Below are 23075 nucleotides of genomic sequence, written 5' to 3' on the forward strand. Positions count from 1 at the left end.
CCCCTGGTCATGGGCGCGAGGACTGAAGTCTCCGTGCCGGAGAGGTATTGTGCGCGTCCTTCCCAGTGAACGTATGACTCCCGGCAATGGCGAAGGCACTCCGCTTCCCGAGAGCCACGGCGAACTCCCGCCGGTGATCCGCCGCACCGAACTCGTCGCCTTCTCGCTCGCCGGACTGCTCCTCATCGCAATCGTCGCGGTGCTCTATGTCGGAAAGGCGTTCTTTTTGCCTGTCGTGATGGCGTTCGTCACCGGCACGATGCTCTCGCCGGCAGCGACCTTTCTGGAGTACCGGAAAGTGCCGCGCGGGCTTGCCGCCGTCTTGATCGTGTTCGCGGTGACCGCCGTGGTCGGCTTCATCGTCGCGCTGATCGCCTCGCCGGCGATGGAATGGAGCTCGCGCCTGCCCGAACTCGGCGCGCAGTTGAAAGACAAGGTCCACGTGTTCGACCGGCCGCTGGCGCTGTGGCGAGAGCTGCAGACGATGCTCGGCGGCTCGGAGGGATTGCCAAGCTTCCAGATGCCGAAATTCGAGTGGGTGCAGCCAACGATTGAATTCCTGTCACCGACCTTTACCGAATTCCTGCTGTTCTTCGTCACCCTGATCCTGTTCATCGCCAGCTGGCGCGACCTGCGACGGGCAATGATCATGACCTTCAGCGATCACGACGCACGGCTGCGCACGCTTCGCATCCTCAACGAGATCGAGGTCCATCTCGGCAACTACCTTTTGACTGTGACCCTGATCAACGTCGGCGTCGGCGTCGCCGCCGGAATCGTCTGCGCCCTCACCGGAATGCCCAATCCGGCTGGCCTCGGCGCGCTGGCGGCCACCCTCAATTTCATTCCGATCATCGGACCGGTGGCCATGTTCGCCATTCTGGTCGTGGTGGGGCTGGTCACCTTCCCGACCGTCAGCGGCGGCCTGATGGCGGCGCTCGCCTTTGGCGGCATCACCTTCCTGGAGGGACATTTCGTCACGCCGACCATCATCGGCCGGCGGCTGGCGCTCAATGCGCTCGCGGTGCTGCTGGCGCTGGCGTTCTGGACCTGGCTGTGGGGCCCGATGGGCGCGTTCCTGTCGTCGCCGCTGCTGATCGTCGCCCTGATCCTGAAGGAGCATCTGTTGCCTGAGGATTCGCCGCAGCTCCCGCAGGACTGACCGGTTTCCGTGAACGGAACTTACACCACGACGAAACGTTTCCCGGCTGTCTCAACCGTCAACAGCCCGGAGCCCCTGATGTCCACCACCAATGCCGAAGCCGGGATGAGAGACTGGACCGACAAAGCCACCAGAGAACGCCTCGAGAAGGATGTAGCAGCCGTGAAAAGCGATATCGCCGCCCTCACTGATCAGATCACCGACGCGCTCAATACTTTTGCCAACTCCTCCAGCAAGCAAGCCCGCCGCGGCTATAGCCAAGCGCGCGAAAACGTGGATTCCGCGATCGACGACATGTCGGAACGCGGCAGCGCGATGATGGGCGCGGCACAGGAGGCCTACGGCTCGATCGAGGAGACGCTGGAGGACGCGATCACGCAGCGGCCGCTCGCGACCGTCGGGCTTGCGCTCGGCATCGGCTTCCTGATCGGCGCGGTCTGGCGTCGCTGAGATCGCGAACGGGTATCGAGACGGTGGCGCAGCGGCGCCGCCGGTGCCGGCTTGTGGGGATCTGAGGAGCAAGACCATGTTTCAGCGCATCATCGACGGGATCAGCGCATCCACCGGCACCACTGTGCGGCTGACCTCGCTGGCAGCAGGCGCGGCGTTCGCACTCTTCATCACCACGTGCTTCCTGTGCGCGGCGGCATTCATTTCGGTGCTCAACAAATATGGTCCGGTGCAGGCCTGCCTCGCCGGTGCGGGCATTTTCTTTCTGCTGACCCTCACCGCGGCGGTGAGCTATTGGGTCTACAAACGGCAGCTGCGCAAGCAAGCTCATATCGCGGCCGAGCGCGCCACGAAATCGGCGGCCTCGAGCATGCTCGCGGACCCCATGCTGCTCGCCACCGGTCTCCAGATCGTTCGCGCCATCGGGATCAAGCGGCTGTTGCCGATCCTGGCGATCGGCGGCGTCGCCCTCGGACTCATGGCGAGCCGCGCCGGCGTACCCGACGAGGCCTCGGCTGAGCCTGCCGAGTAGCAGCTACCGGGTTAGAAAATTTCGTCACGGGTCCCGCGAACGCGCCTATCCAATCGGCACCGGCGGCCCCGCGCCAATTTCGCGCCGTTTGCCTGCGCCATCACGCAAACGCTACTCGGATAGGCAGGCGGTTGCCGCTAAAAGCAGCGCCCCTGATTCCAAAAGCCATTTTTTCGATGAAACCGTCCGTCCAGGCGAACCTCGCCGCATTTCAACACGACCCCCGGCTCTATTTGACGCTCGGTATCGCCAACTGGTCGGTTTTCGTCGACCACATCCCGAACAACGTCGTCAATTTGCTGACGCTGCGCAATTTCGGCTTCAGCGGCGCCGCAGACTTGTTCGTGTTCGTGGCCGGCTATGGCATGGCCATCATTCACGGCAAGATCGCCCTGGAGCGCGGCTACGTCGTCGCGGCGACGCGCATCTTCCAGCGCATGTGGCGGCTCTACGCCGCCTATGTCGTCCTGTTCGTGATCTACATCGACGCCATCGCCTATGTCGCCTCGCAATCGATGGCGCCCGAGATCATCAACGAATACAACATCTCGGGCATCATCGAGCATCCGCTGCGGATCCTGATACGCGGACTGGTGCTTCAGGAAGAGCCGCTGAACCTCGATCTTCTTCAGCTGATGATCCCGCTGATGGCCCTCCTTCCACTCGCGCTGTGGGGGCTGTTGCGGCGTCCGAACCTGACGCTGGCGGCGTCGGTCGCGCTGTACGTTGCGGCGCGCTGGTTCGGCTGGAATTTCCGGGTTTATCCGGACCAGGAGTGGACCTTCAACCCGTTCTGCTGGCAGATGCTGATGGTGCTGGGCGGCTGGTTTGCCGTGACCGGCACGTCGGGCCGCGCGCTGCATGGCCTGTCCTGGCTGCGCGTGCTCGCAGGCGCCTATCTCGTATTCGCGATGGCAATCACGCTGATGCGACACTCGCCGACGCTAGCGGCCTATTTGCCGGATATCGTGCTCAACACCATCACGCCGACCGACAAGGAAGACCTCGCCCCCTATCGCGTGGTCCACTTCCTCGCGCTCGCTTTCCTCGCGACATATTTCGTCCCGGCCGATCATCCCGGCCTGCGACTGAAGCCGCTTCAGGCGGTGATCAGATGCGGCGAGGAATGGCTCGCGGTGTTCTGCGTCGGCGTGTTCCTGTCGTTTGCCGGCCATCTCATCCTGATCACCGGCGCCAATTTGGTGGTGATGCAGATTGCCGTGAGCCTGGCCGGCTTCGCGGCGATGGCCGCGGTCGCATGTTACATCGCCTGGTCGAAGCGGCAGGACCTGCCCGCGGCCTTGCGGCAACAGGCCTAACCCGGCACCTTCCGATTCCCCTAGGCCGGCCATTACGGCTGGGCTATGCGGAGCGGCAGCGGATTGCATGGGGAGGCCGGGCGTGGTGATGGCGAATGGCGGGGATGAGGGAGCCGACGGCGCGCCCCGGCGCGGCCGGCCAAGGTCGATCGAGACCACCAACGCCATTCTCCAAAGCGCCTATGCGCTGATGGCCACTACCGGCCTTGCCGCCACCACCATTGACGCGATCGCGCGCCACTCCAGCGTCTCCAAGATGACGATCTACAAATGGTGGCCGTCGCGCGAAGCCTTGCTGATCGACGCCTTTCTTCACCATGCCGCGCAGATGCTGCCGCTGCCGCATGCAAGCTCGGGCAGCCCCGCCGCGCGCGCACGCCGCCATGCCGCCGCCTATGCCGAAGCCCTCCAGGGCGAGTTCGGCAAGGTCCAGCTCGCCGTCATCTCCGAATGCATCTCCAAGACCGGCTCGGCGGAGCTGTTCTACGCCCGCTACCTGCAATTCCGCCGCGACGCGCTGATCGAGATGATCGCCGCGGGCCAGAACGACGGCAGCATTCTGGCGGAAGCACCGCCCCAGGATCTCTACGACGCGATCTATGGCAGCCTGTTCTACCGCTACGTCTTCGGCATCGCGCCGATCACGCCGGCCTACGCGCGGACCCTGGTTGACCTCGTGCTGCGGCCGAAGAGCTAGCCTCGAATTACCGCGCAGGCCGGATCGGTGCTGACAGCTTGTCGGTGCGGTCGCGCTCGGTCATGTCCTCGACCGTCTCCATCGGCGCGGTCAGCTCGTAGACATAGGAGACGTCGGTGAAATAGCGCTTGGCGGTGCCGCCGAGCGCCTCGGGCGCGACGCGGTCGAGCAGGATCAGGCCGAAGTCGGAATCGGGGCGGCGCGTCGCTTCGCTGGTGTTGAACTCCTCCCAGCGGAAATAGAAGACCTCGCCGGACCCCTCGTTCGTCACCGTCCAATTGGCAGTGATGTGCGGATGCTTGCCGACCAGCGACAGGCCCTCGTCGGAGTGCGAGGCGAGCTCGAAGAACAGCAGCGACAGACTCTGCGCCGCGCGCGCGCTGACTGCGATATCAGGACCGGTGACGGCAATGCGGTCGGCATGCGGGATGGCGCGCGCCTCGAACAGGCCCTTCAGCTTGACACCCTGCCACTGGCTCTCGCTGAGCAGCGAGACGACGTTGGACATGGCGTGGATGCGGCCGATCAGGAGCTCGCGCGCGACATCGATGTCGGAGCCATGGCGCAGCGTGCGGGTCACGATCGACTGGATCACCGCCAGGATGTTTTTGACCCGATGGTTGAGCTCGTCGATGACAGCCGTCAGCCGGCGCTCGAAGCCGATTCTGACCTGGATTTCCCGGCTGAGCCGCAAATTGTTGTAGGCGACATAGCCGAACAGGCCGCACACCATCGCGGTGATCGCAAGGCCGATCGCCGCCACGATGATCGCAGTCTGCTCGGCGCGGCGCGCCGAATTGGTCTTGGCGTAATAGCCGAGCTGCCAGTCGCGACCACCGAAGCTCACCGTGCGCGTCGCCGACGGCGCCGGCCCATCGGCCGCTGTCGGGCGGGCCGAGACCACGCCTTGATCGTTGGCGACCAACTCGCCACCCTCCCGGCGCGGATCCTTCAGCGCAACCGCGAACAACGACATGTCGTCGTTGGTCAGCATCAGGGAAGAGAGCTCATAGGAAAATGTGATGAAGCCCGCCGGCTCCGTCGCGCCCTCGGGGATGACGGGAGCCGCCACAATGATGCCGATCGACCCGTCGCCACGCAGGAGGGCAACCGGTTCTGAGGCAACCGACCTCTTCTCCACTCTGGCGCGCGCCAGCATGGCGCCGCGCACCTGATCCTGGTCGTAACTGCGGCCGGGCAGCCCCTTGGTCTCGTTGCTGCGCGGCTCGAGATCCATCAGCACATCGATCGGCTGGGTGACACCTGCCGGATCGATCGGCTTGTCCTCATAGCTGCGGATTCGCGGATTGGGGAAGCCGGCGCTCGCGATCGCGGCTTGTGCTGCGGCAAGCTCGTTCGGCTTCAGGCGGGCGACCCAGCCCGCCACCACGAAATCGGTCTTGAAGGCGTAGATGGCCGAGCGCAGCGGCTCGAGCATGTTGGGCTTGAGCACCGACGGCGCCCGGAACAGGCCGGAGGCAACCCGCGCGAGCAGTTCGCGCTCGGTGAGCCGGTCCTGGACCAGGCTCGCATGGACATCGATCGCGCGCGCCAGCGCGATCCGGTCCAGCGCCAGCTCCTGGTCGTGGACGCGATAAGCCGCAAGCCCGGAGAGCAAGGCCCCGAGAAGAGCAATGAAGCCGATGATGAAACCCAGCCGGACCACGCGACTACTCAGGCGAAAGCAGGAGGTCGGCAATAAATACGGAGCATATGGACGCCGCTCGAACGGGCACGTGCCGAAACAGGGTGAACCCCAATCGCCGAGATAATGAAGGAGGAGGCATCGGTACGCAACTTGGTCGCCTGAGAAGCTTAAATCGGCCCGCCGATGGTCCGGCCGAGTTGGATTTGCTCCGGGCACCGGAGGTAATCAATTGCCGTGACCGAAATTTGTTCCGCGGACACGGCTCTGCCCACGGTGTTAACGGGGGAAACGCCTGCGTTAGGTCGTCGCGCCGGTCAGCCGGCCCGTTTCAAGCCGCCTTTGGCCTCAATGAAGCCGATGATGCGGTCCAGCCCCTGGCTCTTTTTCAGGTTGGTCATGACGAACGGCCGCTCGCCGCGCATCCGCCTGGCGTCCGTCTCCATCTTTTCCAGGGAGGCGCCGACATGGGGCGCCAAGTCGATCTTGTTGATGACAAGGAGGTCGGACCGGGTGATGCCGGGGCCGCCCTTGGACGGGATCTTGTCGCCGGCCGCCACGTCGATGACGTAAATGGTGAGATCGGCGAGCTCCGGGGAAAAAGTGGCAGCGAGGTTATCACCGCCGGATTCGATCAGCACGAGATCGAGTCCGGGAAACTTGGCGCGCATATCCGCCACCGCGGCGAGATTCATCGAGGCGTCCTCGCGGATCGCGGTGTGCGGGCAGCCGCCGGTCTCGACCCCGGCAATGCGATCCGGCGTCAGCGAGCCCGAGCGTACCAGGAATTCCGCATCCCATTTGGTGTAGATGTCGTTGGTGATCGCGGCGATGTCGTAGCGCTCGCGCATGGTCTTGCAGAGCAGGTCCATCAGCGCAGTCTTGCCCGATCCGACCGGACCGCCGATGCCGACACGCAAGGGGCCGTGAGATGTAGCCATTGCTTTTTTTCCTATCGTCGTCCTGGCGAAAGCCAGGACCCGTTACCACTGAATCCGATTGTCACGGCACGCTGCAGCCACATCTGTGCATAACCACGCGCACCCGTGGTTATGGGTCCTGGCTTTCGCCAGGACGACAGTGAAAGCGACGAACCCGCTCAAGATCTGAACAGCCGCGTATATTGCGTCTCGTGCCGCACGCTGGCGAGGTCGGCGCGGAACGTCGCGCCGCCGACATCGTCCAATGTCGCATTCAGCGCACGATTCGCCGTCGCGGCAACCGCGGCTTCCAGCCTCACCAGCACGCGCTGGCTGTCGGTCTGGCCGAGCGGAATGAGCCGGCTGGCCGCGGAAATCCAGTTCGAGACCAGCGCATGCAGGAAGGCGTGCAGCGTCGGCGCCAGCGGCACGCCGTGCATCGCAGCGACCACGCCAACGGCAACGGGATAGACCAGTGGCGTACGGCATGCCGCAACCATCGCATCCAGCCCGTCTGCATCCCACGCGGCGCGGGCGATGTCGATGAAGGCACGGCCCTGCGATGTCGTCTCCAGCTGCCGCTCGCGCGACGGCACGAAGGCCGCGGCGAGCTCGGCGATATCGCCCAAGGTGTCGCCCTCGCCCGCTTCAGTGGCGCGATAGGCGTGGACCAGAAACGTCGCATCGCAGAAGCCAGAGCCATCGCGAAGCATCGCATCGAGCCAGTCCGCCAGCGACGCGGTGTCGTTGATGTCACCGGCTTCGACCGCCCATTCGATGCCGCTGGAGTAGGAAAAGCCCCCGACGGGAAACGCCGGCGACAGCCAGGTCATCAACCGGTACAGCGCCGCCGCCTCGCACTCCGCGAGGTCGCGGGCCGCGACCGGCTCATTTGTGGTCATGAGCATGCTTGTGGCCGTGGTGATGGTCGGGGTGATCGCAATGCTCGTCGTGGTGGTGATGGTGATCGTGACCGTCGCCATGTGCGGCATGATCATGATGGTGATCATGACCGTGATGATCATCGTGGCCGTGATCGTGATGCGCGTGGTCGTCGTGTCCATGCGCATGTCCGGCATCCGCATAGGCGCCGCCTTCGGGATCGAACGGCGCCTCGATCTCGATCACGCGCGCGCCGAGGCCCTTCACCATGGCTTCGATGACGTGGTCGCGGCGGATGCGCAGGCTCTTGGCCATGATCTGCGTCGGCAGATGGCGATTGCCGAGATGCCAGCCGACACGAATAAGGTGGTGCGGATCGTGGCCGCGGATCTCGAGCAGCGGCTCGGGCGCAGCGACCACCTCGACCAGCCGGCCGTCCTCCAACACCAGCGCATCGCCGCCGCGCAGTGCGACGGCATTCTCCAGGTCGAGCAGGAACTCGAGTCCCCGCGTCCCCGTCATTGCCATGCGGCGGCGGTGTCGATCGTCGAAATCGAGCACGACCGTATCCGCCGGCGCTTCCGCGAAGCGGTGTTGTCCCCTGACCTGCGTCGCCCGGATCATGCGCGTTTACCCCGTTACCGTGTCTCGACCTTCTCGGGCGTGATCACTTCGATCTTCGGCGGCGCCGTAAAACACTTCACCGCGACGCGGCCGAACGTCTTCATGTGCTCCATGGCGCGATGCGGCACCAGCGCCTCGGCATTCTCCCACTGCTCGACGAACACCATCTTGGCGGGATCGGTGACGCTCTCATGCAGATCATAGGCGATATTGCCGGGCTCTTTCCGCGTCTCCTTGATGCAGGCGGTGGCGGCTGCAATGAATTCGGCGCGCGTTTCAGGCTTGATGGTCAAGGTGGCGACGACGTAGATCACGAGAAATCCTCCCGGCTTTTCTTCTGGGCTTCAGATACCGGGCGGGACCTTAGACCAGGCGGGATCGAAGGCAAAACCCGGAAAAGCCGCTCCCGGATATGCGACCAGGACATGGTTCTGGGACATGCGTTGAGTCGCTATTTCAGTACATGAAATATCGCTGCGCCATCGGCAGCACCTCGGCGGGGGCGCAGGTCAAAAGCTCGCCGTCGGCGCGGACCTCATAGGTCTCAGGATCGACCTCGATATTGGGCGTGGCGTCGTTGTGGATCATGCTTTTCTTCGAGATTTTTCCGCGGGTGTTCTGGACCGCATAGAGCTTCTTGTCGATGCCGAGCTTACGCGCGAGGCCGCCGGTGATGGCGGCCTTCGAGGTGAACACCACCGAGGACGCGGTGCGCGCCTTGCCGAAGGCGCCGAACATCGGCTGATAATGCACCGGCTGCGGGGTCGGGATCGAGGCGTTGGGATCGCCCATGGGAGCGGCGACGATCATGCCGCCCTTGACGACGCAATCCGGCTTGACGCCGAAGAAGGCCGGCGACCACAGCACGAGATCGGCGAGCTTGCCCTTCTCCACCGAGCCGATCAGCTTCGAAACGCCATGGGCGATCGCGGGATTGATCGTGTATTTGGCGATGTAGCGCTTGACGCGGAAATTGTCGTTGTCCTTGCCTTTGTCCTGCGGCAGCGAACCGCGCTGCTTCTTCATCTTGTCGGCGGTCTGCCAGGTCCGGATGATGACCTCGCCGAGGCGGCCCATGGCCTGGGAGTCCGAGGAGATCATCGAGAGCGCGCCGAGATCATGCAGGATGTCCTCGGCCGCGATGGTCTCCTTGCGAATGCGGCTTTCGGCGAACGCCAGGTCTTCCGCGATCGAGGGATCGAGGTGGTGGCACACCATCAGCATGTCCAGATGCTCGTCGATGGTGTTGCGCGTGAAGGGCCGCGTCGGGTTGGTCGAGGACGGCAGCACGTTCTTCAGCCCTGCGACCTTGATGATATCGGGGGCGTGACCGCCGCCGGCGCCCTCGGTGTGGAAGGCGTGGATGGTGCGGCCTTTGAACGCCTTGATCGTATCCTCGACGAAGCCGGATTCGTTGAGCGTGTCGGTGTGGATCATCACCTGGATGTCGTAGTCGTCGGCGACCGACAGGCAATTGTCGATCGCGGCAGGCGTGGTGCCCCAGTCTTCGTGCAGCTTCAGCGCACAGGCGCCGGCCTTGATCATCTCGACCAGCGCGGCGGGCCGCGAGGCGTTGCCCTTGCCGGAGACGCCGAGATTGACCGGGAATGCGTCGAACGATTGGATCATCCGCCCCATGTGCCACGGCCCCGGCGTGCAGGTGGTGGCGAACGTGCCGTGCGAGGGGCCGGTGCCGCCCCCTAGCATCGAGGTGACGCCCGACATCAGCGCGTGCTCGATCTGCTGCGGACAGATGAAATGGATGTGGCTGTCGAAGCCGCCCGCGGTGAGGATCTTGCCTTCACCCGCGATCACGTCCGTGCCGGGGCCGATGATGATGGTGACACCGGGCTGGATGTCGGGATTGCCGGCCTTGCCGATGCCGGCGATCATGCCGTCCTTGATCGCGACGTCGGCCTTCACGATGCCCCAGTGATCGACGATCAGCGCATTGGTGATGACTGTGTCGGCCGCGCCCTGCTTGTTGGTGACCTGCGACTGGCCCATGCCGTCGCGGATCACCTTGCCGCCGCCGAACTTCACTTCCTCGCCGTAGCTGGTGAAGTCCTTCTCGACCTCGATGATGAGATCCGTGTCGGCCAGCCGCACCTTGTCGCCGGTGGTCGGGCCGAACATGTCGGCATAGACGGAACGCTTTATTTTGACGGACATCACAAGCCCCGTTTGCGTTTGAATTCTGGATCGGTGCTCACAGAGAGGTTCTCGCTGTGAGCACCATGTCGTCGAAGGTCGTATCGAGCCAAGAGTTACCGCCGCGGCAACCGGCGACAACCTGCTCGGCCCAGTCGGTGTAATCGACGAGATCGTCACGTTCCTCGGCCGTCGGATCCGAATGTACGCGCGCGCCGATATTGCTGATCTTGTCGGCGATCTTGATCAGCCTGGCGCCAGCCGATTTTTTCGGTGCGTCGAGCACCTGACGCCGCCGCCGCTCCGGCTTCGGCAGGCTCATATCGTCGGTGCACTCGTCGACAAGCGACGCGACACGGTCGGAGATTTTTTGCGCGAGCTCCTCGCGCGTGGTGTCGGTGTCCTCGATCGCATCATGCAGCCAGCCGGCTGCAACGAGTTCGGCGTCGGCGCCGTCGGTCGCGGTCGCAAGCAGGTTCGCGACCTCGGCGAGGTGGTTGATGTAAGGCTCATGACCGCGGCCCTTGCGCGCCATGCCGTTGTGACGGCGCGCGGCGAGTTCGGCGGCTTCGGAGACGAGGCGGACAGGTGACAGCATGGCAAAGTCCTCCGTTTTCGCCTCAACCGTGCCGCGCCACGCTCGTTCCTGTGGAATTCACAGCTTCCCCATCACGTCGCCGCGGAAGCCGTAGATGGTCTTCTTGCCGGCCACCGCGACGAGCTGGACGTCGCGGGTCTGGCCGGGCTCGAAGCGGACCGCGGTGCCGGCGGCGATGTCGAGGCGCATGCCGCGGGCCTTCTTGCGGTCGAACTTCAGGGCCGGGTTGGTCTCGAAGAAATGGTAGTGCGAGCCGACCTGGATCGGGCGGTCGCCGGTGTTGGCGACCGTCAACGTCACCGTCTTGCGGCCGGCGTTGAGCTCGATCTCGCCGTCCTGGATGAAGAGTTCGCCGGGGATCATGCTTCGCTCCTACCTGATCGGCTCGTGCACAGTGACGAGCTTGGTCCCGTCCGGAAACGTCGCCTCGACCTGGATGTCGTGGATCATCTCGGGAATGCCCGGCATCACCTGGTCGCGGGTGAGAACCTGCGCACCCGATTGCATCAACTCGGCGACGGTGCGGCCATCCCGCGCGCCTTCGAGGATGAAATCGGAGATGAGCGCGATCGCCTCCGGATGGTTGAGCTTGACGCCGCGATCCAGCCGGCGGCGGGCCACGATCGCCGCCATCGAGATCAGAAGCTTGTCCTTTTCGCGAGGAGACAGGTTCATACGAAATCTCTTCCGTTCACTTCGTCAATTCAACCAGAGCCGCGGCAGCGCCGCGCCGGTGCGCGCCAGCACGGTCATCATGTCTGCGCGCAGACGCGCCGCATCTTGGGCACAGAACCGCGCCATTGCAAAGCCATTCCAGGCGGATATCCCGACCTCGCTGGCGAAGGATTTCGAGGCCTCGCGGATGCGCTCGATCAGGGCCTCGTCGCCGGGCACGATCAGCGCCGTGCCAATCGCAGCGCCGCCCTTGGCCACCGCCGATCGCGCAAGCTTTGCGCCAATATTGCCGTCGAGCCTGACGGTCTCGGCGAACACTAGCTTGCCGCCGCGACGCAGCCGCCAGCGATCGACGAACTCACCCTGCTCCATCCGTTCGCCCATCGCGGTACGGCCGAACACCACGATCTCGCACAGCAGGAGCGAGGCAGTCGCATCGAGGTCTATGTCGAAGCGACGACGCACGCGCGCGCGGTCGAACAGGATCGTCTCCTGCGGCAGCCAGCCGAGATGTGCGCCTGCGGCAACCTTCAGCGCTATATTGAGCTCCGCCGCCTGCCCTGGCGCGCGATAGACCTTTTCCGCGGCCGCCGTCGTCAGCGTCAGCTTCGAACCATCTGCGGCAGCGATCTCGATGTCGAAGCGATCGCCGCCGGCGACACCACCGGCCGTGTTGACGAACACGCCGGAGAGCCCCTCGTCCTCCGGCGAAGGGAAGCGCACGCGCAGGGAGCCGGACTCATGCAATATCCCGCGACGTGTCACACCGTCGCGCGCGTGGACGTCGAAGCGCACCGCGCCGCGGGCACGGTTGGCGTCGAACACCGAAGATGCCGTTAGAACGTCGCTGCGCATCCGCCCCCCAGCCGGTCGCGGCAGAATGGCCTACAGCGCCATCTGGCGGCTGATTTCGCTCGCGTCGAGATTGGAGCGGTCGCAGGTGAACTTCACCGCGCCGCGATCCATCACCGCAAAACTGTCGCCGAGTTCGCAGGCAAAGTCGAGATATTGTTCGACCAGCACGATGGCGATGTTGCCGAGATTGCGCAGGTACGAGATGGCACGGCCGATGTCCTTGATGATCGAGGGCTGGATGCCCTCGGTCGGCTCGTCGAGCAGCAGCAGCTTCGGCCGCATCACCAGCGCGCGCCCGATCGCGAGCTGTTGCTGCTGGCCGCCGGAGAGATCGCCGCCACGCCGTCCGAGCATGGATTGCAGCACCGGAAACAGGGAGTACACGTCGTCCGGAATGTGCTTGTCCTCGCGCCTGAGCGGCCCGAAGCCGGTCTTGAGATTCTCCTCGACCGTCAGAAGCGGAAATATCTCGCGCCCCTGCGGCACGAAGCCGATACCCTTCCGCGCGCGCTCATACGGTTTCAGGCCCGTGATATCGTTGCCGTCGAGCACGATGGCGCCCGAGGAGATCGGGTATTGCCCGACCATGGCGCGCAAGAGCGAGGTCTTGCCGACGCCGTTGCGCCCGAGCACGCAGGTGACCTTGCCGGGCTCGGCCGCAATCGACACGCCCCGTAGTGCCTGCGCCGCGCCGTAGAACAGGTTGATGTCCTTGACCTCAAGCATCGCTCAGCGCCCCAGATAAACTTCGATGACCCGCTCGTTGGACGAGACCTGGTCGATGGTGCCTTCCGCGAGCACGGTACCCTCGTGCAAGCAAGTGACCTTGACGCCGAGCTCGCGCACGAATGTCATGTCGTGCTCGACCACCATCACGGTGTGGGTCTTGTTGATTTCCTTGAGCAGCTCGGCGGTGAGATGCGTCTCGACGTCGGTCATGCCGGCGACGGGCTCGTCGACGAGCAGTAGTTTCGGATCCTGGGCGAGCAGCATGCCGATCTCGAGCCACTGCTTCTGGCCGTGGCTGAGGCTGCCGGCGAGACGGTTGGGGGCATCGGTGAGGCGGATCGTCTCCAGCACCTTGTCGATCTGCTCGGCCTCCGCCCGGCTGCCGCGCCAGAACAGCGTACCCTTGACGCTGTGGTCGACATTGAGCGCGAGCAGCAAATTGTCCTGCACGGTCTGGCTCTCGAACACGGTCGGCTTCTGGAATTTACGGCCGATGCCGAGCTCGGCGATGCGGGTCTCGTCCAGTCGCGTCAGATCGGTGACTCCGTCGAACAGCACGGTGCCTTCGTCGGGCTTGGTCTTGCCGGTGATGATGTCCATCATCGTGGTCTTGCCGGCGCCGTTCGGGCCGATGATGGCGCGCATCTCACCGGGCTCGAGCGTCAGCGAGAGGTTGTTGATGGCCTGGAAGCCGTCGAACGAGACGTGCACGCCGTCGAGATACAGCATTGCGGAGGTCGCGCGGGTGTCCATGACGTTCATCGCGCCTCCTCCGCCATTTTGGGTTCGGTGACGCCGTCTTCGGCCGCGGCGCTCGCAATGGTCGCGGCGTCGCGCCTTTCCCTCGACGAGTCCCACCAGGCGTTGAAGGTGCCGACGATGCCCTTAGGCAGCAGCAGCGTCACCAGGATGAACATGGCACCCAGCATGAACAGCCAGTAGGGCGCGAGCATACCGGAGGTGAAGAACGTCTTTGCGTAGTTGACGACGACGGCGCCGAGCGCAGCGCCGACCAGCGTACCGCGGCCGCCGACCGCAACCCAGATCACCGCCTCGATCGAATTGCCCGGCGCGAATTCGCTCGGATTGATGATGCCGACCTGCGGCACATAGAGCGCGCCGGCGACGCCGGCCATGCAGGCCGACACCGTGAACACGAACAGCTTGTAGGATTCGACCCGGTAGCCGAGGAAGCGAGTGCGCGATTCCGCATCGCGCACGGCGATCAGCACCTTGCCGAGCTTGGACGAGACGATGGCGCGGCAGATCAGAAAGCCGGCGATCAGCGCCAGGCAGCTCAGCGCGAACAGCGCAGCACGCGTGCCCTCGGCCTGCACGTTGAAGCCCAAGATGTCCTTGAAGTCGGTCATGCCGTTGTTGCCGCCGAAGCCGAAATCGTTGCGGAAAAAGGCGAGCAGCAGTGCATAGGTCATCGCCTGGGTGATGATTGACAGATACACGCCAGTGACGCGCGAGCGGAAGGCGAGCCAGCCGAAGCAAAAGGCGAGCAGCCCCGGCACGATCAGCACCATCAGCGCGGCAAACCAGAACATGTCGAAGCCGTACCAGTACCAGGGCAGCTTCGAATAGTTCAGGAACACCATGAAGTCCGGCAGGATCGGATTGCCGTAGACGCCGCGGCTGCCGATCTGCCGCATCAGGTACATGCCCATCGCGTAGCCGCCGAGCGCGAAGAAGGCACCGTGACCGAGCGAGAGGATGCCGCAATAGCCCCAGATCAGGTCGATCGAGAGCGCCAGGATCGCGTAGCAGACATATTTGCCCCAGAGCGCGACGAGATAGGTCGGCACTTGCAGGAACGAACCTGCGGGCAGCAGCAGGTTGGAGAGCGGGATGAGGATGCCGCAGGCCACGACGATGGCAAGGAAGATGGTCGCGCCGCGGTCCAGCGATCGCGTCAGCATGTGAGGGGTCATGCTTCCACCGCGCGGCCCTTGAGCGCGAACAGGCCGCGCGGCCGTTTTTGAATGAACAGGATGATGAGAACGAGGATGGCGATCTTGCCGAGCACGGCGCCGGCGACCGGCTCCAGGAATTTGTTGGCGATGCCGAGCGTGAAGGCGCCGACCAGCGTGCCCCAGAGATTGCCGACGCCACCGAACACCACGACCATGAAGCTGTCGATGATGTAGCTCTGGCCGAGATTGGGGCTGACATTGTCGATCTGCGACAGCGCCACGCCGGCGATGCCCGCAATGCCCGAGCCGAGACCAAAAGTCAGCGCGTCGACCCGCGAAGTGGCGATGCCCATCGAAGCCGCCATGCGCCGGTTCTGTGTCACCGCGCGCATCTCGAGCCCGAGTGCCGTGTAGCGCAGCATCGCGAGCAGAATGACGAACACCGCGAGCGTGAAGACAAGGATCCAGAGCCGGTTATAGGTGACCGTGATCTGGCCGATCTCAAACGCGCCGCTCATCCAGGAGGGGTTGCCGACCTCGCGGTTGGTCGGGCCGAACATGGTGCGCACGGCCTGCTGCAGCACCAGCGACAGGCCCCAGGTCGCCAGCAGCGTCTCCAGCGGACGGCCATAGAGAAAGCGGATGATGCTGCGCTCGATCACAACGCCGAGCGCGCCGGCCACCAGGAAGGCGAGCGGCACGGCGATCAGCAGCGAATAGTCGAACAGGACGGGATAGCGGGTACGGATCACCTCCTGCACCACGAAGGTGGTGTAGGCCCCGATCATCACCATCTCGCCATGGGCCATGTTGATGACGCCCATCACGCCGAACGTGATGGCAAGCCCGATCGCAGCAAGCAGCAGCACCGAACCGAGCGAGAGGCCGTACCAGGCATTCTGCACCATCGACCAGACCGCGAGCGAACTCTGGATCGAGCCGATTGCGCTCGCGGCAGCCTTGGTCACCGAGGCCGGCTGGTCGCCCATGCCGGTCAGCAGCGCCATCGCCTCCTGGTCGCCGCGCGCCTTGATGGTGGCAACGGCTTCGAGCTTCTCGAGCTCGGTGGCATCCGGCTTGAACAACAGGATCGCCGCGCGGGCGTCGCCCAGCGCAGCCTTGACGGATCGGTTGGTTTCCTTGGCGAGCGCGCCATCGACCGCTTCGAGCGACGTCTCCTCATGCGACTTGAAGACGGATTGCGCGGCCTGGAGCCGCGCTCCGATGTCGGGTGACTGCAGCGTCAGGCTGCCGATCGCCGCATCGACGCTGCGGCGAAGGCGGTTGTTGAGGCGGACCGCGCTCGCACTGTCGGGCACGCTGGCCACGGCCTGACCGGTCGCGGCATCGATCGACTTGCCGTCGGTGCCGCTGACGTAAACCTTCTTGCTATCAGGGTCGGCCATGAGCCGGCCGTCCTGGAGCGCGCTGATGATCGGAAAGGCCAGCGTATTGCCGCTGCTTGCGACCACGCCGATCGCCTCTTCCGTGTCGGAATAATCGTCGTTGGCGAATTTGGCGACCGCATCCTCGAACGGGCCGGCCAAGGCCGGCAGTGCGAACGCGATCAGGAAGAACGAGAGCAGGAGCGAACAGAGGCGGGCGGACAAATTGGCTGGCACTGTGAAAGACCCCGGCAGAAAAGGGTGGAGAAGGCGGCGGGATCGCCGCCTTCTCCGATCGTGCAATGGAGCGTCAGATCCGGATCAGGAGCCCGAACCGAGGCACTTGTTGCTTTTGGTGTTGAAGTTACCGCACTTCTTGCCGACCCAGTCGCCGACCAGGTCCTTGGAGCCGTCGAGCTCCTTCGACCAGGCGTCGCCCGCGACAAGACCCGGGGTCTTCCACACCACGTCGAACTGGCCGTTGGCTTTGATTTCGCCAATGAACACCGGCTTGGTGATGTGATGGTTCGGAAGCATCTTGGAGGTGCCGCCGGTCAGGTTCTTGGCTTCGATGCCGGGGAGCGCATCGATCACCTTGTCCGGATCGGTCGACTTCACCTTCTCGACCGCCTTGATCCACATGTCGAAGCCGATCACGTGCGCTTCCATCGGATCGTTGGTCACGCGCTTCGGATTCTTGGTGTAGGTCTGCCACGCCTTGATGAACTTCTCGTTCTCCGGCGACTTGATCGACTGGAAATAGTTCCAGGCGGCGAGATGGCCGAGCAGCGGCTTGGTGTCGATGCCGGCGAGTTCTTCCTCACCCACCGAGAATGCGACGACCGGGATGTCCTTCGCCTTGATGCCCTGGTTGCCGAGCTCCTTGTAGAAAGGAACGTTGGCGTCGCCGTTGATGGTCGAGACCACAGCGGTCTTCTTGCCGGCCGAGCCGAACTTCTTGATGTCGGCCACGATCGTCTGCCAGTCGGAATGACCGAACGGCGTGTAGTTGATCATGATGTCTTCCTGGGCGACACCCTTGGACTTCAGATAGGCTTCCAGGATCTTGTTGGTGGTGCGCGGATAGACGTAGTCGGTGCCCGCGAGCACCCAGCGCTTCACCTTCTCGTCCTTCATCAGATAGTCGACGGCGGGGATTGCCTGCTGGTTCGGCGCGGCGCCGGTGTAGAACACGTTGCGCTCGCTCTCCTCGCCCTCGTACTGCACGGGGTAGAATAGGATGCTGTTCAGCTCCTTGAACACCGGGAGCACCGACTTGCGCGACACCGAGGTCCAGCAGCCGAACACGACCGAGACCTTGTCCTTGGTGATCAGCTCGCGCGCCTTCTCGGCGAACAGCGGCCAGTTCGAAGCGGGATCGACGACCACGGCTTCGAGCTTCTTGCCGTTGACGCCGCCCTTCTTGTTCTGCTCGTCGATCAGGAAGAGGATGGTGTCCTTCAGCGTGGTTTCGCTGATGGCCATGGTGCCGGAGAGGGAGTGAAGCACGCCGACCTTGATGGTGTCGTCCGCGGCTTTCGCACCAGAAATGGAAGCCAGACCAAGCATCAGTCCGGCGGCCGCGGCGAGAACGCCACGGCGGCTAAATGGCGCCGCTATATCGTGAGTGGATTTGCTATGCATGAGTGTCTCATCTCCCTGACGCAGACGTGAAAAACGCTGCGAAACGGCCCCAACGGCCGCCTGCGATTAACGGATTCGCAAGAACCGTGCCATGGATTAGACACCCTTCAACCGGTTGTTTCTGCTGGTGAAATTGACATAAAACGAAGTATCGCACATGCCGCGCCGCCTAAACATTGAGCAATTCGAATGTATGCGAATGCGGCAGGCAGGTTATTTTCTGAGCAAATTTGTCACTCTGGCTAAATTTCCGGCATAACTATTTCTGCACCGCGATCGCCGTTTCTGTGGGGCGTGCCTTGAAAGCGCCGCCTCAATGTTCCATATGAGGTCGAGGTCTCTTGCGAATCAGGAGACCGTTGCGAGCCGCGTGTTCTTAAGCCCTTACGGGCGTCTGGCTTGCCCCATCCATCAAGCCATCCGACACCCCAAACACGCAGGTGTCCCACTCGACACCCTTTTGCGCGCGCCGCGCCGAATGCGCCGGGCGCCCGCTTTTGACATGGAAAGAACCCATCTTTTGACTTCGTTTCAGGATTTCGGCCTCGCCGAGCCCATCGCCCGTGCTCTCACCGAAGAGAACTACGTCACCCCCACCCCCATCCAAGCCCAGACAATTCCGACCGCGCTGACCGGCCGCGACGTCGTCGGCATCGCCCAAACCGGAACCGGCAAGACCGCGTCCTTCGCGCTGCCGATCCTGCACCGCCTGCTCGAGAATCGCATCAAGCCGCAGCCGAAGACGACCCGCGTCCTGGTGCTGTCGCCGACCCGCGAACTGTCCGGCCAGATCCTCGACAGTTTCAACGCCTATGGCCGTCACATCCGCCTGTCCTCGACGCTCGCCATCGGCGGCGTGCCGATGGGCCGTCAGGTCCGCTCGCTGATGCAGGGCGTCGAGGTGCTGGTCGCCACCCCCGGCCGTTTGCTCGACCTCGTGCAGAGCAACGGACTGAAGCTTGGCAGCGTCGAATTCCTCGTGCTCGACGAGGCCGACCGCATGCTCGACATGGGCTTCATCAACGACATCCGCAAAATCGTCGCCAAGCTGCCGATCAAGCGGCAGACGCTGTTCTTCTCGGCCACCATGCCGAAGGACATCGCCGAGCTGGCCGACGCCATGCTGCGCGACCCCGCCCGCGTCGCGGTGACCCCGGTCTCCTCGACCGTGGAGCGCATCCAGCAGCGCATCATCCAGGTCGACTTCTCCGCCAAGCCGGCGTTCCTCGCCCAGCTGTTGAAGCAGGAGCAGGTCAACCGCGCGCTGGTTTTCACCCGCACCAAACACGGCGCGGACAAGGTGGTGAAGACGCTCGAGAAGGCCGGCATCCCCGCCAGCGCCATCCACGGCAACAAGTCGCAGAACCACCGCGAACGGACACTCGCTCTGTTCCGCACCGGCGAGATCCGTACCCTGGTCGCCACCGATATCGCCGCCCGCGGCATCGATGTCGACGGCATCACCCACGTCATCAATTTCGATCTGCCCAACGTGCCGGAGACCTATGTGCACCGCATCGGCCGCACCGCGCGCGCGGGTGCCGAGGGCACCGCGATCTCGCTGGTCGCAGGCGGCGAGGAACTCGCCTATCTCCGCGACATCGAGCGGCTGATCAAAGTGGCGCTGCCGCGTGAGGATCGCCGCACCGACGCCGGCCGCCGCGATGCGGGCCCTCCCCCGCAGCAGCAACGACAGGGTCGGCCGGGCCGCCCGGGCCAGCGTCCGCAAGGCGCAAGGCATGGTGAGGGACGCCACGCTGACGGTCGCCGTGCTGACGAAAGGCATGCGGACGGGCGCCACCACAGTGCCGCCAAGCAGGGCGACGGAAGGCCGGGCAGTGGCGCGAAGGCAGCTCCTCGCAGCCGCTCCGGAGGCAAGGCGCATTCTTCGCCAAACGCCCGTCCGGAACAGCGTTCCGCGCATAGCGCCGGGGCGTCTGATGGGATACAAGGCGTTGCCTTTTTGCGCCGCGAGAGTCGGCCGAACGGCCAACCGAACCGCAAACCCCATTCGCACTAGCCGTCCACGACCTGGAGAAATTCATGGCTAAGGAAGAGCTGATCCAGTTCGAAGGACTGGTCACCGAAATCCTCCCCGACGCGCGCTACCGCGTGCAGCTCGACGCCGGACACGAGATCGTCGCCTACACCGCCGGCAAGATGAAGAAGAACCGCATCAAGACTCTGGCGGGCGACCGCGTGACGGTAGAGATGTCGCCCTATGACCTCGAAAAGGGCCGGCTGATTTTCCGCCACAAGGACGAACGTCCGAGCGGGATGGGCGGACCTCCGCGTCCCGGACAGCGCGGCGGCCAGTTCCGCCGCCGCTAGCGGGGGCCCAGCGCGCGAGCGCGGACCTGTAATTCCGATGCGTATGCTGATCCGCCGTGACCATCACGGCGGATCAAAAAATCGTGCACGTCAGCATTGTTTTGGGTGTCTGTTTCCAATAAAATGACTTAATCGATTTTCGGCCGGACGACATTAGCATCCACCGGTACAGCCGGTTCAGACACGCTGACGACCCTTCCAAAAATTCGATCTAACCTGTCCGCGCAAGCGGGCTCTGACATTGTGTTATCTGAGAAGGGACTACCCCCATGAGCATGGGAACCGTGAAGTGGTTTAACGCGACCAAAGGCTTCGGCTTCATCCAGCCCGACGATGGCGGCCAGGACGTGTTCGTTCACATCAGCGCTGTGGAGCGTGCAGGCCTCGGCACGCTGCGCGAAGGTCAGAAGATCTCCTACGAGATCGTCGCCGACCGCCGTTCCGGCAAGTCGGCAGCCGACAACCTCCGCTCCGCCGGCTGAGCCTACCGCTTACGGGCCCCGATCGGCTCGAGCGAACCAATCAATGAAAAGGCCGGGCGCGATGCCCGGCCTTTTTTTATTCCAGGATCTGCTCTCGTATTTCAGCACGGCGACTTTACACCCGTGTAAGGAACGCAGGTGACCTGGCGCGGCCGCGTGTAGGAGACATCGCTCAGCGTGATGCCCGTCTTCAGGACGAATTTGACAGAAGGCGTGTAGACGTAACTCGCCTGACTGAAGATAAGGTAGGTCGACGCGATCAAGAGCGATGGCGGAATCATCGAGGTGACCGTGGTGCCAGCTACCAGAGTCGGGGGCGGAGCCGTCAGCGTGGCCTGCGTCGCACCGTTGGCAATGGTGGCGGACTTGCTCCATTGAATCTTGGCGACCTTGCTTGAGTCGATATAGATCTGAAGGACCGTGCCGTTCACGAGCGTAGCGTCGTACGGCATGATCATCGATATGCTTGCCGTGAACGTGTCCTGCATGTCGCCATCGTCGACCGATGTCGACTGCGACGTCAAATCGGACAGAGTCCGTGCAATCATTGTGACTTTGCGATTGATCGCCACGGCCGATGAAAATTCGACGGTCCCGAAGAACATCACCAGCATCAGCGGCACGATGACCGCGAACTCGGTCGCCGCGATCGCACGCGTGTCGGCGACGAAGTCGCGCACGGAGCTACGGGCATTCCTCCAGATATTCGCAATCGCCTGCATCTGTCCGCTCGGATCCATCTGTCTCAGAAGGGTTCATTCTTGAAGGCCGCGGTCGCAATCAGCAGCCGCTTGTTGTTGCAGCCCATGTTGAAGCCAAGGCCAGTGACGAAGAGCGGCCACTGATAGAACAGCCGCACCACGACGACCTGGTTGGCGGCCCCGGCACTGTACTGCACGCCGGTTGGATTGAAGCTGCAGGAATCACCATAATTGGTGAGGCTCAGCGCTCCGAACGAGTTTGTACTCACGACGTCGACGTAGAGCTTGGTGCAATCAAACAGCGCCGGGATCTGGCTGCAGACGTAAGCCTTGAACGTCGTTTGCGAGCAGGGTGTGCTGACGCCGGAGACCGCGCAGGCCGTGAGCGTGCCGGATTGCGCCTGCCCGGTCAGCAACACGCGCGCAGAGTTTTGCGAGGCACTCTCGAGCACCTGGCTCGCCAGGAACATCAGCGCCGACTCGATGATGGCGAACAGCAACGCAAAGAACATCGGCGCAACGAGCGCGAACTCGACGGCTGCGGAGCCGCGGCGGCTGCCACGAAACCGGCGCAACGTGGCGAGGAGCGTGAATCTCGTAGGTGCAGGCGAAGGCATCAAATTCCCCAGCAGCAGCAATCATCTGCCATGTTCAATAGCGGAAACTGATTGTTTAAGTGTTTCAGGCGATCCGCACCCGGCGGCCCGGGCCGTTAAGAGCGCGTTAACCGCGAACGACCCGGACCAGGGAGACGAGGACACGGAAAGAGAAACTCGCGCGCGTGCGGCGGGCGGGGACGATCCTTGCCCCCAAATCCGCCAATCAAACTTGCTGGTTGGTCTTACTTGGTTCGTCTTGCTCAGTTCGCCTTAGTCAGTTCGTCTTGGCGCCCGCACCGGCACTGCCGCTCGCCGAGCTGCTCAACGAACCGGCCTGGCTCATCGTGCTGTTGAAGTAGGTGTCGCTGTCGCCGAGCGTCACGCGGCGCTGGCAAAGCGGCGCGCAGCTGTAGGACTCGCGTTCGATCCCGCGATAGACGGTAACGAGCCGGTCGCTCGGACCTTCGACCTGGACCTGGCGGTCGACCAGGATCTCGCCGCCGCGGTCGAGCGCGATGAAATTGGTGGCGCCATAGCCCTTTCCGGTGACGATGATCATGCCGCCGGGCTGGAGCGTGACGTCGGCGATCAGGGGATTGCCGACCACGATGGTTGCCACCTTGCCAGGCAGCCGCACCAGCTTGGCCTGGTCGACATTGACGGCGATGGTATCGGCGGACTCGGCAATGACGGCAGCCGGCGATGCCAGCACCGCTGTCGCAACCAGAAGACAGACGCGCGCATGACGGCGCAGCAGTTGTTTACGCATACTCTT

At 63.7% G+C, this 23075-nt stretch carries 26 protein-coding genes; 8 read left to right on the forward strand and 18 right to left on the reverse strand.

Features of this window, described 5'->3' with window-relative positions; translation table 11 throughout:
* The first annotated feature begins 49 nt into the window (after window positions 1–49).
* From BcanWU425_RS34415 to BcanWU425_RS34435, 5 genes are all read left to right on the forward strand, one after another.
* Window positions 50–1162 (forward strand): AI-2E family transporter, encoded by a 1113-nt coding sequence (locus BcanWU425_RS34415; protein WP_026232782.1) that lies wholly within the window; start codon window positions 50–52, stop codon window positions 1160–1162.
* 78 nt (window positions 1163–1240) lie between these two features.
* Window positions 1241–1612, forward strand: a complete 372-nt coding sequence (locus BcanWU425_RS34420) for a DUF883 family protein (RefSeq protein WP_026232783.1) — start codon at window positions 1241–1243, stop codon at window positions 1610–1612.
* A gap of 76 nt (window positions 1613–1688) precedes the next feature.
* Window positions 1689–2144, forward strand: coding sequence for a hypothetical protein (locus BcanWU425_RS34425; RefSeq protein ID WP_018454658.1), 456 nt, complete (start codon window positions 1689–1691; stop codon window positions 2142–2144).
* A gap of 176 nt (window positions 2145–2320) precedes the next feature.
* The gene (locus BcanWU425_RS34430) at window positions 2321–3463 is read left to right on the forward strand and encodes an OpgC domain-containing protein (RefSeq protein ID WP_204513288.1); all 1143 of its coding nucleotides are present in this window, start codon (window positions 2321–2323) and stop codon (window positions 3461–3463) included.
* Between the two features lie 67 nt (window positions 3464–3530).
* Window positions 3531–4160: a TetR/AcrR family transcriptional regulator gene (locus BcanWU425_RS34435; protein ID WP_026232784.1), complete on the forward strand. Its 630-nt coding sequence runs from the start codon at window positions 3531–3533 to the stop codon at window positions 4158–4160.
* A 7-nt stretch (window positions 4161–4167) separates the two neighbouring features.
* On the opposite strand, the gene BcanWU425_RS34440 is transcribed toward BcanWU425_RS34435, so the two are convergent.
* From BcanWU425_RS34440 to urtA, 15 genes are all read right to left on the reverse strand, one after another.
* Window positions 4168–5826: a CHASE domain-containing protein gene (locus BcanWU425_RS34440; RefSeq protein ID WP_018454661.1), complete on the reverse strand. Its 1659-nt coding sequence runs from the start codon at window positions 5824–5826 to the stop codon at window positions 4168–4170.
* 296 nt (window positions 5827–6122) lie between these two features.
* Window positions 6123–6746 carry an urease accessory protein UreG gene (gene ureG / locus BcanWU425_RS34445; RefSeq protein WP_026232785.1) on the reverse strand — a complete coding sequence of 208 codons (624 nt, stop codon included), beginning with the start codon at window positions 6744–6746 and terminating at the stop codon, window positions 6123–6125.
* A gap of 158 nt (window positions 6747–6904) precedes the next feature.
* Window positions 6905–7633 carry an urease accessory protein UreF gene (locus BcanWU425_RS34450; protein ID WP_018454663.1) on the reverse strand — a complete coding sequence of 243 codons (729 nt, stop codon included), beginning with the start codon at window positions 7631–7633 and terminating at the stop codon, window positions 6905–6907.
* Window positions 7614–8231, reverse strand: coding sequence for an urease accessory protein UreE (locus BcanWU425_RS34455; RefSeq protein ID WP_018454664.1), 618 nt, complete (start codon window positions 8229–8231; stop codon window positions 7614–7616). Before BcanWU425_RS34455 ends, BcanWU425_RS34450 begins: the two co-directional genes overlap by 20 nt.
* A 14-nt stretch (window positions 8232–8245) precedes the next feature.
* On the reverse strand, window positions 8246–8545 hold the full coding sequence (locus BcanWU425_RS34460) for a putative quinol monooxygenase (protein ID WP_007599815.1): 300 nt from the start codon (window positions 8543–8545) through the stop codon (window positions 8246–8248).
* Window positions 8546–8687: 142 nt separating this feature from the next.
* Entirely contained in the window at window positions 8688–10403 is a 1716-nt protein-coding gene (gene ureC, locus BcanWU425_RS34465; RefSeq protein ID WP_085351739.1) for an urease subunit alpha, read from the reverse strand.
* Window positions 10404–10440: 37 nt separating this feature from the next.
* Window positions 10441–10980, reverse strand: coding sequence for an HD domain-containing protein (locus BcanWU425_RS34470; RefSeq protein WP_204513287.1), 540 nt, complete (start codon window positions 10978–10980; stop codon window positions 10441–10443).
* Between the two features lie 57 nt (window positions 10981–11037).
* Window positions 11038–11343: an urease subunit beta gene (locus BcanWU425_RS34475; protein ID WP_007599812.1), complete on the reverse strand. Its 306-nt coding sequence runs from the start codon at window positions 11341–11343 to the stop codon at window positions 11038–11040.
* 9 nt (window positions 11344–11352) lie between these two features.
* Window positions 11353–11655, reverse strand: a complete 303-nt coding sequence (locus BcanWU425_RS34480) for an urease subunit gamma (protein ID WP_018454667.1) — start codon at window positions 11653–11655, stop codon at window positions 11353–11355.
* A gap of 24 nt (window positions 11656–11679) precedes the next feature.
* A complete protein-coding gene (locus BcanWU425_RS34485; protein ID WP_204513286.1) occupies window positions 11680–12510 on the reverse strand; it encodes an urease accessory protein UreD in 831 nt (276 codons plus the stop codon).
* A gap of 30 nt (window positions 12511–12540) precedes the next feature.
* Entirely contained in the window at window positions 12541–13236 is a 696-nt protein-coding gene (gene urtE, locus BcanWU425_RS34490; RefSeq protein ID WP_007599806.1) for an urea ABC transporter ATP-binding subunit UrtE, read from the reverse strand.
* Window positions 13237–13239: 3 nt separating this feature from the next.
* On the reverse strand, window positions 13240–14001 hold the full coding sequence (gene urtD / locus BcanWU425_RS34495) for an urea ABC transporter ATP-binding protein UrtD (protein WP_204513285.1): 762 nt from the start codon (window positions 13999–14001) through the stop codon (window positions 13240–13242).
* On the reverse strand, window positions 13998–15176 hold the full coding sequence (urtC, locus tag BcanWU425_RS34500) for an urea ABC transporter permease subunit UrtC (protein ID WP_204513284.1): 1179 nt from the start codon (window positions 15174–15176) through the stop codon (window positions 13998–14000). The genes urtD and urtC overlap by 4 nt, the downstream gene beginning before the upstream one ends.
* Complete coding sequence (gene urtB / locus BcanWU425_RS34505) at window positions 15173–16780, reverse strand: urea ABC transporter permease subunit UrtB (RefSeq protein WP_204513283.1); 1608 nt, start codon at window positions 16778–16780, stop codon at window positions 15173–15175. Before urtB ends, urtC begins: the two co-directional genes overlap by 4 nt.
* A gap of 84 nt (window positions 16781–16864) precedes the next feature.
* The gene (gene urtA / locus BcanWU425_RS34510) at window positions 16865–18187 is read right to left on the reverse strand and encodes an urea ABC transporter substrate-binding protein (protein WP_204513282.1); all 1323 of its coding nucleotides are present in this window, start codon (window positions 18185–18187) and stop codon (window positions 16865–16867) included.
* Between the two features lie 478 nt (window positions 18188–18665).
* Between urtA and BcanWU425_RS34515 the strand changes: the two genes are divergently transcribed.
* The 3 genes from BcanWU425_RS34515 (at window position 18666) to BcanWU425_RS34525 (ending at window position 21000) form a co-directional block, all read left to right on the forward strand.
* Entirely contained in the window at window positions 18666–20207 is a 1542-nt protein-coding gene (locus BcanWU425_RS34515; RefSeq protein ID WP_204513281.1) for a DEAD/DEAH box helicase, read from the forward strand.
* A 23-nt stretch (window positions 20208–20230) separates the two neighbouring features.
* Entirely contained in the window at window positions 20231–20518 is a 288-nt protein-coding gene (infA, locus tag BcanWU425_RS34520; protein WP_007599789.1) for a translation initiation factor IF-1, read from the forward strand.
* A gap of 269 nt (window positions 20519–20787) precedes the next feature.
* A complete protein-coding gene (locus tag BcanWU425_RS34525) occupies window positions 20788–21000 on the forward strand; it encodes a cold-shock protein (RefSeq protein ID WP_007599788.1) in 213 nt (70 codons plus the stop codon).
* A 101-nt stretch (window positions 21001–21101) separates the two neighbouring features.
* On the opposite strand, the gene BcanWU425_RS34530 is transcribed toward BcanWU425_RS34525, so the two are convergent.
* From BcanWU425_RS34530 to BcanWU425_RS34540, 3 genes are all read right to left on the reverse strand, one after another.
* Entirely contained in the window at window positions 21102–21740 is a 639-nt protein-coding gene (locus tag BcanWU425_RS34530; protein ID WP_085351735.1) for a TadE/TadG family type IV pilus assembly protein, read from the reverse strand.
* Window positions 21741–21745: 5 nt separating this feature from the next.
* The gene (locus BcanWU425_RS34535; RefSeq protein WP_085351837.1) at window positions 21746–22318 is read right to left on the reverse strand and encodes a TadE/TadG family type IV pilus assembly protein; all 573 of its coding nucleotides are present in this window, start codon (window positions 22316–22318) and stop codon (window positions 21746–21748) included.
* A gap of 256 nt (window positions 22319–22574) precedes the next feature.
* Window positions 22575–23069, reverse strand: a complete 495-nt coding sequence (locus BcanWU425_RS34540; protein ID WP_204513280.1) for a pilus assembly protein N-terminal domain-containing protein — start codon at window positions 23067–23069, stop codon at window positions 22575–22577.
* Window positions 23070–23075 lie beyond the last annotated feature (6 nt).

Source organism: Bradyrhizobium sp. WU425 (genome assembly GCF_021052305.1).
Lineage (GTDB): Bacteria > Pseudomonadota > Alphaproteobacteria > Rhizobiales > Xanthobacteraceae > Bradyrhizobium > Bradyrhizobium canariense_D.